Below are 13191 nucleotides of genomic sequence, written 5' to 3'. Positions count from 1 at the left end.
ATGCCCTGTTTTTTTATTTCCCTACAACATTGTCAAAATAAAGCGGGATCCACTGATATTGCTCAGCATTTACTTTATAAACATGACCAATGCCCGGAAACGGTAAATGTGGCGCTGCAACCCATTGCTGCTTATTTGAAATTTCAGCAAACATTTTTAAACGGGTATTAATCGCTTGCTCAGAATTCACATCGAAATCCACTCCTGTTTTTGGAGCATCAAACTGTAAAGAATGTGAGTGTACAATGTCTCCAACAAAAATGATTTGCTGATCATTACTTTTTAAGCGGAAGCTATGGTGACCTGGTGTATGACCACGCGTATCAATCACCTCAAAACCTTGAATAACATCGCCGTCTTTAAATGTCTTAAATGCTTTTTTTGCTTGATAAGGTGCAAGTGCAGCTTTTACGTTTTTAACCGTGCCCAAATAACTTTCTTTTTTGTCTGCTGGTACTGTTTTTTCAGAAGCAGGATTTAACCAATAATCAGCTTCACGCTCATGGGCATATACAGTTGCGTTAGGAAATACAGCTTTTCCATTTTGAGCAATACCGCACACATGGTCTGGGTGTAAATGAGTAAGTAAAACAGTTTTTACATTAGCAAGTTTATAACCTGCCAATTCAATATTTTTTGCAATTGAACCCAGTTGCGGTCCAAAACAACTTGCTGCCCCACTGTCTACAAGTGTTAAGCTTTTGCCGTCATCAACTAAAAATGCATTTACCGAAGTCTGAATCCCTTTCTCATTAACAGCAGCATATTTAGTTAAAATTTTAGTTTTTTGTGCCTGATTTAAATTTTTAAATAATTCAGGATTTAAGTAAATCGTACCATCAAGCAAAGAAGTTACACGGTAGTTGCCAAATTGATGGTGATAATATCCCGGTACTTGTGTGGTTGTACTTGGCTCAGCATAACTTGCATGTATGCTTCCAATTGCAAGGCCCAAAGCGACACATAATTTTTTCATCTCTTCTTCTCTATCAAGTTATAAAGTCAAAATCTTTAAAAAAGATTTAATAATTTTTTAAGACCCAAATTATATAATGCATGAAAAGTGTCAGAAATATAAGTAAATGAATAGCTATTCTCCTTATAAGGGTAAAAGTGGTCTGAAACGTATACTCAATGCTACGGGCTACTCCATTTCGGGATTTAAAGCAGCCTATAAAAATGAGGCCGCTTTTCGCCAAATTGTTTTGATAAATATTATTTTGATTCCAGTTAGTTTTTTTCTTGATGTGAGCCGTAGCGAACATGCATTACTGATTATCGTATGTCTTTTTGCAATGATCGTGGAACTATTCAACTCGGCTATTGAGGCAGTGGTTGATCGTGTTTCTCTTGAGAAACATCAACTTTCTAAAAATGCAAAAGATATGGGAAGTGCGGCTCAGTTTGTTGCACTCTCTATCATCGCTATTACTTGGTTAATTATTTTATTAGGCTAAAAAAAAACCATGCCTACAAGTAAATAAGCATGGTTGTAACAAAAGAGGAACTTCTAGCTGCTGTTCCTGTTTTTTAATATAAGCAAGTGAACTTAATTATTTCTTAAAATTATGTGAAAAATAAAAAAAATCCCTGCATAAGCAGGGATTTTTTTTGGTTAAAGCGTTGATGCGATATTACATCATTCCGCCCATACCACCCATGCCACCCATATCTGGAACAGCTGGTTTATCTTCAGGAATGTCAGTAATCATACATTCTGTAGTTAACATTAAGCCAGCAACAGAAGCAGCATGCTCAAGTGCAGAACGAGTTACTTTAGCTGGGTCAAGAATACCCATTTCTAACATATCGCCATATTCACCAGTTGCAGCGTTGTAACCAAAGTTACCTTCACCATTCTTAACAGCATTGATGACTACAGATGGCTCGTCACCAGCGTTTGCAACGATTTGACGAAGTGGAGCTTCGATCGCACGGCGTAAAATATTGATACCCGCTGTTTGATCTTCGTTAGCGCCTTTTAAGTTGTCTAATGCATTTACCGCACGTACTAGAGCAACACCACCACCAGCAACAACACCTTCTTCAACCGCAGCACGAGTTGCATGAAGCGCGTCGTCTACACGGTCTTTCTTCTCTTTCATTTCAACTTCAGTCGCTGCACCGATTTTAATTACAGCAACACCGCCTGCTAATTTAGCAACACGTTCTTGTAATTTTTCACGGTCATATTCTGAAGTAGACTCTTCGATTTGAGCACGGATTTGTTGAACACGTTCAGCAATACCAGCAGCATCACCAGCACCATCAACGATAACTGTGTTTTCTTTAGAAACAGTGATTTTGTGCGCAGTACCTAAATCTTGAAGAGTCGCTTGCTCTAAAGACATACCAACTTCTTCAGAAATAACAGTTGCGCCAGTCAAGATTGCAATATCTTGAAGCATTGCTTTACGGCGGTCACCGAAACCAGGAGCTTTAACAGCACACACTTTAATAATACCGCGCATGTTGTTTACAACAAGCGTAGCAAGTGCTTCACCTTCAACATCTTCAGCGATGATAAGAAGTGGTTTACCAGTTTTTGCAACTGCTTCTAAAACAGAAATCAATTCACGGATGTTGCTGATTTTCTTGTCAACAAGAAGGATGAATGGGTTTTCAAGTTCTGCAGTTAAAGTATCTTGCTTGTTTGCGAAGTAAGGAGAGATATAACCACGGTCAAACTGCATACCTTCTACGACGTCTAATGCGTCTTCGAAGCCAGAACCTTCTTCTACAGTAATTACGCCTTCTTTACCTACTTTTTCCATCGCTTGAGCGATAAGTTTACCAACAGTAGTGTCAGAGTTTGCAGAGATAGAACCTACTTGTTCGATCGCTTTGAAATCATCAGCTGGTTTTGCATTTGAACGGATATTTTCAACTACAGTTCTTACTGCGATATCGATACCACGTTTTAAATCCATTGGGTTCATACCTGCAGTTACAGATTTGATCCCTTCATTCAAAATTGCTTGAGCAAGTACAGTTGCAGTTGTCGTACCGTCACCAGCGATGTCATTAGTTTTGCTAGAAACTTCACGAACAAGTTGAGCACCCATGTTTTCAAACTTGTCTTTTAATGAAATTTCTTTAGCAACAGTTACACCGTCTTTAGTGATGTGCGGAGCACCGAAAGAACGATCGATAACAACGTTACGACCTTTAGGGCCTAAAGTCACTTTAACCGCATCTGCAAGTACGTTTACACCTGCAATCATTTTTGAGCGAGCTGAATCACCAAATTTTACGTCTTTAGCTGACATATTAAACTCCGAATCTTTTTAAATACTGAATCTGATAATGAATTGAGTTATGGATTGATTAGCCTTCCAACACAGCTAAAATGTCTGACTCTTTCATGATTAAGAGTTCTTCACCACTTACTTTCACTGTTGTACCTGCATAAGTACCAAACAATACTTTGTCACCAACTTTAACATCCAAAGCACGTACGCCATTCTCAGTGATTTGACCATTACCTACTGCAATTACTTCACCTTGAGATGGTTTTTCAGCAGCAGAACCTGGAAGTAAAATACCACCAGCAGTTTTGGTTTCTTCTTCTACGCGACGAATTACAACGCGATCATGTAATGGACGAATGTTGCTCATAATTAACTCCATCAGACTAAGTCTTTTTGATTAATCGTTATTGCTTTAATCCAGAGCAATAACAAAATATTTAGATGTCACTTTTGTGGGGATGAAAAAAAAGGCTTCAAGGGGAAAATGAAAAAAAACTTATCTTTTTTGGTCATTTTTTAACAGGTTGTGAAGAGTTTTTATTAAATTTAAAGCACAAAATAAAAGAGGCCATTTTCATGGCCTCTTTTATAAAGATAAATTTTATTGTTAAACAGATAGTTGCTGATTATTTAACAATTCATCTAATGTTGTATTGACCTGATTTAAGGTTATCAATGACGCGCTACCAAACCTTGTACCTTCGCCATCTCGGTCAAGACTAATAGTCGTGTTTCCAGCATCTTGCTCAACAGTAATAAATTTCGCTAATGTGCTCACATCTTTAGAATAGTCAATCAATAGTTCACTTAAATCGATTTTGTCAGCTTGGGGGTCAGTTCGTACATCACCTAAAGTAAAATCTAACACTGTGTCATGTCCATTCCCGCCTGTCGCATCTTGGCTATTTAGCAATTGGAACAGAATGGTATCAGCACCTTCATGAGTCATATAGGTATCGTTACCTTCACGCCCATTCAAAACGTTATTACCAGAGTTACCTGTTAAAAGATTATCTAAAGCATTACCTGTTGCATTGAGATGAGCAGAACCAACCAGCTCCAAATCTTCAACATAACGCCCGCTTTCTAGACCTGTCGACCAATCAGAATATCCAACCAGACTATAACTCACAGAGCTAACTATTTTATCGTGTCCACCAAAATCGACATCTCGGTAGCCTGATTCGACAAGCTGGTTCTCCCAATAGCCACTTTCTACCCAAACATCTTCATAGTGGCTAGTATCTACCCAAACATCTTCATAACGGCTAGCATCCACCCAAACATCTTCATAATGACTTGTATCAAAATAGATATCTTCAAAATGACTAGTATCAACCCAGCCTTCTTCTGAACGTATATAGGTCAGTTCGTAGCCTTCTTGCCATTGTTCATTTACAGCATCATAATGTTGTTCTACATATCGACTATAGTCGCTCTCTGCCGTGCCATTATCTATATAAGTTATATTATCTTGATTTATATATATTTTTTGTATAGTCGAATAACCACTTATGATCCACTGCTTTTCATAATATACATCTGTTATTAATTGTTGTTCATAATATCCATCAACAAGCCATATCTGTTCATAATGCCCTTCATTAATCCATTCTGGATACATATAGCTATTATCAACCCAAACATCTTTATATGTTGCATACGGCTCAACAGTATATTCTTCAACAAAATCACTTATATGATCAACTACATATGTATTATCCGTAGCATCACCTTTAAATTGATCAACAGTGATGGTAGGTAAATCACTAATTATTTGGCTAATGGTTTCACTACGGTTTCCAGCACGATCAATAACAGTAAGGTCAAATGATGTTGCAGTCCCATCCACATAAGTAGAGAAAGTTCCATCTGCCATGACCGTAGTACTTGTTACAGAAGGTTCTTGATCAGCAAAATAATAAGTCACTTCAACAGTAGCATTGCTTTCGGCATGTCCTACCAGCCAATTCCCCCATTCATTTATGGCAAGCTGGGTGACCACTTTCGGTGCTGTTGTATCATTTATAGCAACAACCGTTGTACCCACACTCACATTTTGATTGGCATCAACTATTTTTACCGTCAATGTTTCGCCATGCCAATATTGTGACCATAATTGCGCCAAGAAAGTACCACTACTTCCAACCGTAGTCTGACCAACTAAATTATTATTAACATCAAAAATATTAACCGTTGAATATGCTTCCGCTTGTCCTGAAAGTATATTTCCATCTGCTAAAACAAGCTGAGTTGCTGCATTTGGCGCGACGATGTCTATGGGTGCCTTAATTTCGGTGTAAGCACTTTGATAGCCATTTTGCTCCACAACAATGCGTAAAGTTTGCCCATTCGCCTGAGGTGAGTATAACTGGATATTAAAATGCCCTGTTTCATCTACAGAACCACCACCAATATAATTACTATACACATCAAAAATACGCACCTCACTATTTAGTGAAGCAGTTCCCTCAATAAATAAACCATTTTCAGATACAACGACCTGATCTGCTGTTGGTGGTGCATTAGTGTCTGGATTAAAAGTAATATTAAGTGGGGTACTTATATTTTTGGCTAAATCTGTTGCCGTGATAAATAACTGCTCTCCACGTAATAATGGTGGATAAATACTAGCATTGAAATATCCAGCTTCATCCGATTGAAATTCTGCTCGTAAATCTCCATCTGCATCCATTACTTTAATGATTACTTTCGGATCAGCTTGTCCCGTAATACCATAACCGTCATTACTAATCACCACATCATTAATTACTGGAGCAATATTGTCTAAAGGCGCAATAATTTCAGAGATTAGGCTATATTGATTCGTATTCTGGTCATAAACTCGAACTTGTAATGTCTGTCCCTGTAGATAGTAATCAATTAACTGAATAGCAAAACTACCATCTTCATTCACGGCATTATTCCACCCTCCATTAATGATCTGACCATCAATAGATGTAACAACAATCGACATTCCTGCTGTTGCCTTTCCTGTCAGAATATGGCCATCTACATCTAGTTTTAGCTCTGTTGCAGTAATTGGTGAATTCGAAAATACAGGTACTAACTGATGAGCAACTTCGCTTCGGTTACCAGCAATATCTTTGACAACAATACTCAAATTTTGTGTCTGGTATTGACTCAGATTAATCCATTGATTAAATGTGCCATCGTACCAAACATAAGTTGTTGTGATAACTGCACCATATTGATCAATAATTTCAATCGTTGCATTTGGCTCAGCCTCACCAGAAAGCAATCCGTCTGAGGTTAATGTAATATTTGAAGCAGCTGGCGGTGCAACATCATCAATTAAAGCATTGTGTTTAACCTCAATACTTCGGTTACTTGCTTGATCAATTACAACAAATGTAAGCTCTTCTCCATGTAAATAGACTTGATTAAAATAACCTGACACGTTACCAGTACTATCTACATAACCATAACCTACAACCTCACCCGCAGCATTTTTGACTTCAATCCGAGTATTTGCTTCTGCTTGCGCTGTAAAGTTTTGACCGTTTGAGTCGAGCACAATATTTTCAATCGGATTTGGCGAGATATCATCAATTAAGGCATTCTGCTTGACCTCTGTACTGCGGTTACCTGCTCGATCTATCACAACAAAAGTAAGCTCTTCGCCATGTAAATAGACTTGATTAAAAGAACCTGATACGTTACCAGCGCCATCTACATAACCAGATCCTACAACCTCACCCGCAGTATTTTTAACTTCGATTCGACTATCTGCTTCCGCTTGAGCTGTAAAGTTCTGACCATTGATATCTAATACAATATTTTCAATCGGATTTGGTGCAATATCATCAGTTAAAGCATTTTGCTTAAATTCAATACTTTGATTACCTGCTCTATCTATAACAATAAAAGTGAGTTCCTCACCTTTTAAATAAACCTGATTGAAGTAGCCTGTCACATTACCAGTGCTATCGACATAACCATAACCAACAAACTCACCCGCAGCATTTTTGACACTAATAAAACTATTTGCTTCTGCTTGTGCCGTAAAATTTTGCCCATTTTCATTAAAGATAATATTTTCAATCGGATTTGGTGCAATGGTATCCATCAAAGCATTTAACTTCACTTCATCACTACGGTTACCTACTCGGTCTATGACAACGAAAGTGAGTTCTTCTCCATGTAAATAGACTTGATATAAGTAACCTGAAACATTACCCATACTATCGGTTGAACCAAACCCTATGACTTCACCAGCAGCATTTTTGACTTCAATCTGACTATTTGCTTCCGCTTGTGCTGTAAAGTTTTGACCGTTCGCATCAAGTACAATATTTTTAATCGGATTTGGCGCAATATCATCAAATGGAGCCTTAACTGAAACAGCTTCACTCACATTTCCAGCTCGGTCTTTAACAGTGACTGTAAACTCTTCACCATGTAAATTATAAGTACCGAAAGAAATAGTGAATGTACCATCAGCGTTTACACTCTGATTCCATGTATTCATCTGCTGACCATTTTGATCAAAAATCTGGATGAAGGTATTTGGCTCAGCTACCCCAGAAAGGGATGAACCATCTTCATTGAAGATAAGATTACTTGCAGCCGTGGGAGGAATATCATCGAGCGGTGCTTTTACAGTAACCGCGCTACTCAAATTACCCGCCCGATCTACTACAACTACTTTAAACTCTTCACCATGCAAATAATTAGTATCTAAAGAGATGCTAAATGTTCCATCCCAATTAACATTATTATTCCAAAGATTTAATAATTGGCCATTCTGATCAAATATTTGAATCGTAGCATTGGGTTCAGCCACACCAGTTAGATATAAACCATCTTCGCTAAATACTAAATTAGTCGCATTTTCCGGCGCAGTATTATCAAGAAAGGCTGTTTGTTTTACTTCAACGCTCCGATTACCAGCTTGATCAATCACAACAAAAGTGAGTTCCTCACCTTTTAAATAAACTTGATTCAAGTAACCTGAGACATTACCAGCACTATCTACATAACCAGCACCTACAACCTCACCCACAGCATTTTTAACTTCAACTTGAGTATTTGCTTCTGCTTGCGCTGTAAAGTTTTGACCGTTTTCATTGAAGATGATGTTTTCAATCGGATTTGGTGCAATGTCATCAGTTAAAGCGTTTTGCTTGATCTCTGCACTACGGTTACCTGCTCGGTCAACGACAACAAAAGTGAGTTCCTCTCCATGTAAATAGACTTGATATAAGTAACCTGAAACATTACCCATACTATCAGTTGAACCAGACCCTATCACTTCACCAGCAGCATTTTTGACTTCAATTTGAGTGTTTACTTCTGCTTGAGCTATAAAGTTCTGTCCGTTCGCATCAAGTACAATATTTTCAATCGGATTTGGTGCAATCTCATCAATCAAGGCATTCTGCTTAACTTCTGCACTACGGTTACCTGCTCGGTCAACGACAACAAAAGTGAGTTCTTCTCCATGTAAATAGACTTGATATAAATAACCTGACACATTACCAGCGCCATCTACGTAACCTGAACCGATGACCTCACCCGCAGCATTTTTAACTTCAACTTGAGTATTTGCTTCTGCTTGCGCCGTGAAGTTTTGACCGTTTGAGTCGAGTACAATATTTTCAATCGGATTTGGTGCAATATCATCAGTTAAAGCATTCTGCTTAACTTCTGTACTACGGTTACCCGCTCGGTCAACGACAACAAAAGTAAGCTCTTCGCCATGTAAATAGACCTGATACAAGTAACCAGAAACATTGCCTGTGCTATCTGCTGATCCATAACCAATAATGTCACCATTGGTATTTTTAATTTCAATCTGGCTATTTGCTTCAGCCTGAGCTGTAAAGCTCTGTCCATTGATATCTAATACAATATTTTCAATCGGATTTGGCGCGGCATCGTCATTCAAAGCACTCTGCTTGACCTCTGCACTGCGGTTACTCGCTCGATCTACTACAACAAAAGTAAGTTCCTCACCATGTAAGTAAACTTGCGGGAAATAACCAAATACATTACCTAAGCTATCGGTATAACTAGTAGTAATCTTATTTCCATCCTGATCGAATACATCAATAGAGCTTCCCGCTTCTGCCTGAGCTGTAAAGCTGTGGCCATCTTCGTTGAAGATGATATTTTCAATTGAATTTGGCGCAATGGTATCAATTAAAGCATTTAGCTTAAATTCAACACTTCGGTTACCAACTCGATCTATGACAACAAAAGTAAGTTCTTCACCATGTAAATAGATTTGACTGAAAAAGCCTGAGACATTATCCGCATTATCTGTAGAGCCCCAACCCGTCTGACTACCTAATGAATCAAAAACTTCAATCCGACTATTTGCTTCTGCTTGTGCTGTAAAGTTTTGACCGTTGGCATCAAGTAAAATATTTTTAATTGGATCCGGTGCAATATCATCAAGTGGAGCATTTATTGAAACAGCTTCACTCACATTTCCGGCTTGGTCTTTAACGGTGACCGTGAATGCCTCTCCATGTAAATTATTGCCACCTAAGAAAATAGTAAATGTACCGTCCGAGTTTATGGTGTTATCCCATATATTCACGAGTTGACCATTATGATCAAAAACCTGAATCGTAGTATTCAGTTCTGCTACACCCGTAAGATATGAACCATCTTCTGAGAAAACTAAATTACTGGCTGGTGTAGGAGGAACTGTATCAGCAGTAATTACAGTATCGGTGCTTATTTGTCCACGAGCATCCTTAATTGATAAGAACAACTGCTCACCATCAACAAGAGGGCGATCAAGTTGGAGTTTAAAATAACTTGATCCATTCCAGCCATTATCTTCACCGACTTTAATTTCAGCTACGACTTCACCTTTGGCATCTTTAACAATGAGAGTACTATTATTTTCAGCTTGCCCACTTATTACTCCGTCCGAAGTAAAGCTATCTACATATGGGGCAAAAGCATAGTTAGGTGCCTGTATCTGAGCAGCTAAACTTACATTTCCATTTACATCGGTAGCCGTGACATAAACTGTCTCGGCATTGGTTAAAAACATACCGAGCTCTATCGAGAAACTTCCACTTTCGTCGGTCCAGTTATTCCAGAACCATTTATTAAGAATGTTTCCTTGTCCATCTTTAACTAAAATTTCAGAGAAAGGTTCTGCATGACCATAAACTAGATCACCAGCATCATTGAAATTTAAATCTGTTGGAATAGGTGGAGGAGTCAGATCTACAATGATATTCTGCTCAGGACTCATCAAACCTTTATTATCAATAATTTGAACGGAAATTTGCTCTCCATCAATTAAAGGTCGGTTTACACTCAAGCTAAAATGACTAAATTCATTCCAACTATTATCATCACCTAATGTAACCTTTCCTAATTCATTTCCTTCAGCATCACGCACGATTACCGTACTATTATCTTCAGCAACTCCAGAAATTAAGCCTTCTTGTGTAATACGTTCGACATGTGGAATATAAGCAAAGTTTGGAACTTCAATTAGGGTTTCACTAACATTCTGATTTTTATCCACTACCTGTACGGTAACCGATTCGCCTTCTTTTAAAAATTGGAAAACAACTAAACTTGCAAAGCCTTGTTCATCGGTAAAACCTGTAGCAATTAAATTACCTTCTACAGAAAATGCACGAATAAAGCTGTTCGGCTCATTAACATGTACTGATAAAGTTTCACCACTAATATCAAAATGTGGAGTTTCTATAAATACTGCGGGCGTATAGTCTGCGGTAATATATTGTGGATGACCTGAAATATTATCTTTATCTGTAGAGATAATAATTTGAGTCCCTTCCTCCAAAGGCTGATTAAGGGACAAAGTAAATGGTCTTACTTCACCTAATGTCATTACATTAAAAGGCGTAATACCAGAGCCCTCAAATGCAATAGAGTTAAACTCTTGTAAAATATTTCCATTCTGATCTTTTACAATAAAATGACTACCTTCAGTCGCATAACCAGTGATCACACCTTCTGGACTAATTCTTGTAATACTAATAGCTGGAACTTCAGTAACTAGTCCAATTGATGAATTTTCGCTGCTGTATCCACTATAAGTAGCAACTGCATAAACCTCTTGATTTGAGTTAATTGAAAGATTTTGTAAAGTAAATTTACCTTCTTCATTCGTTATTGTACTTGCAAGCAATTCACCATTTTTATTATAGATATCGACCTTACTTCCTTTATATGCACTACCTGAAATGATAGCTCCATCTATATTATTGAAAGTTAGTGAATCTAGAGTTGGAGAATTCGGAGTATGATCTACATTATAATTTTGGGTGTGTTTAATAATGGCTGTATTGCCAGCTTGATCAGTAAGACTAATATCAATTGATATATTGGTTTGCGATTCTTCTGACCACAAGAACTCTGCTGGAATTTCAGTAACCCACTCTTGGGTGACCTCATCAAAATGAAAGTTATAAACAACATCGTTTAAAGTCGTATTTACTGAAGTCAGAGAATTATTTAAATCTGTTGGTAGGTTACCTACTTCCAGTCTTATAGAAATAATTTGATCTTTTACAACTAGACTTATTGTATTGTCTTCGGTAATCGGCTTTACAGTTACTGTAGTTGATTCAACATTTAAGGAATTATCTACAATCACTTTTTGTATAGCAGATACTGAGGTATTCCCTGCAACGTCTGTTACTACAGCTTTATATTGATAAACACCGTCAGCTAAATCTTTTTGATCAGCTGTTGTTTCTTGCCAAGTTTTTCCATCATCTTTTGAAACTTCATAGTGGTCTAATAAAGCAGCTTGCTCTCCGATCACAATCGGTTGAGCTAGCTTCAAAGTAAAATTACTATCTTGCGTAATCTGGTCTGTTGCCGAAACACCCGTATCAGTCAAATCAGCTAAAGTCAGTTCACCTGCTTTTGACGCCGTAGTATCTACAACAACTTTTTGTATAGCGCTTTCAGATACATTGCCTGCAATGTCTGTCACTACGGCTTTGTAGAGATAAATACCATCAGCCAAATCTTTTTGAGCAACTGTTGTTTCCTGCCAAGTTTTTCCATCATCAGTAGAGACTAAATACGTTACTCGACTACCATTTTCCTGTCCTTCAAGCTTTAAATTGAAGTTCTTATCTTGCGTAATCTGGTCTGTTGCCGAAACACCCGTATCAGTCAAATCAGCTAAAGTCAGTTCACCTGCTTTTGGCGCCGTAGTATCCACAACAACTTTTTGTATAGCAGTTTCCGAAGCATTTCCCGCTCGGTCCGTTACTACGGCTTTATAAAGATATACACCATCAGTTAAATCTTTTTGAACAACCGTTGTTTCCTGCCAAGTTTTTCCATCATCAGTAGAAACTAAATACGTTACTCGGCTACCATTTTCCTGTCCTTCAACTTTTAAATTAAAGTTTTTGTCTTGAGTGATCTGGTCGTTTGTTGAAACTCCAGAATCTAAAAAATTTTTGAGATTCAAAGTACCTGGCTCAGGAGGTGTCGTATCTTTAGAATCTTTTCGAGACAATAAAGCAACTGTTCCAGCCCCTGCTAAAGCACTAACTGCCCAAGACCAGATAGGTACAGAAGATGAAGAATCTATAAACTTTGGTACATCTTTTAATTCTAAATAATTAACACTAGTCTGCCCGGTAGCATCTTCACCCAAATTGGCAGTCCAATAACGTTGCCCGTCATTTAAAATAATTTGTGGATTTTCACTTACAAAAAAGTTTTCTAAAACAATCTCAGTTCCATCTTTTAGATGGATAACTGCACTATTTCCGTGTCTTGTTATTGAAGCAATCTTTTCTGGATTTATATCGATTTTTGCGATTTCTTTAGGATCAACTACAATATTTTTTGTCTGGCCTACATTAATATCAACTGGATTATTTTTTGAAGCATTATTTGCCATTAATGATACTTGTACCATTTTTCCACCATGAATTTTTAAATAATTATT

5 protein-coding genes are annotated in these 13191 nt (G+C 37.6%); 1 reads left to right on the top strand and 4 read right to left on the bottom strand.

The window, feature by feature from the left end:
* Positions 1–13 precede the first annotated feature (13 nt).
* A complete protein-coding gene (locus tag F931_RS04205) occupies positions 14–976 on the bottom strand; it encodes an MBL fold metallo-hydrolase (RefSeq protein ID WP_016140197.1) in 963 nt (320 codons plus the stop codon).
* A gap of 106 nt (positions 977–1082) precedes the next feature.
* Here F931_RS04205 and F931_RS04200 point away from each other — a divergent pair, with 106 nt between their 5' ends.
* Positions 1083–1457: a diacylglycerol kinase gene (locus F931_RS04200; protein WP_016140196.1), complete on the top strand. Its 375-nt coding sequence runs from the start codon at positions 1083–1085 to the stop codon at positions 1455–1457.
* 177 nt (positions 1458–1634) lie between these two features.
* Here F931_RS04200 and groL read toward each other — a convergent pair whose 3' ends face one another.
* From groL to blp1, 3 genes are all read right to left on the bottom strand, one after another.
* Positions 1635–3269 (bottom strand): chaperonin GroEL, encoded by a 1635-nt coding sequence (groL, locus tag F931_RS04195; RefSeq protein ID WP_016140195.1) that lies wholly within the window; start codon positions 3267–3269, stop codon positions 1635–1637.
* A gap of 58 nt (positions 3270–3327) precedes the next feature.
* Positions 3328–3618 carry a co-chaperone GroES gene (groES, locus tag F931_RS04190; protein ID WP_002120604.1) on the bottom strand — a complete coding sequence of 97 codons (291 nt, stop codon included), beginning with the start codon at positions 3616–3618 and terminating at the stop codon, positions 3328–3330.
* Between the two features lie 240 nt (positions 3619–3858).
* Positions 3859–13161: a biofilm-associated Ig-like repeat protein Blp1 gene (blp1, locus tag F931_RS04185; RefSeq protein ID WP_016140194.1), complete on the bottom strand. Its 9303-nt coding sequence runs from the start codon at positions 13159–13161 to the stop codon at positions 3859–3861.
* Between the last annotated feature and the right edge of the window lie 30 nt (positions 13162–13191).

The sequence above is a fragment of the Acinetobacter pittii ANC 4050 genome, from assembly GCF_000399685.1.
Lineage (GTDB): Bacteria > Pseudomonadota > Gammaproteobacteria > Pseudomonadales > Moraxellaceae > Acinetobacter > Acinetobacter pittii_E.
This window is presented reverse-complemented; position numbering and strand designations above follow the sequence as displayed.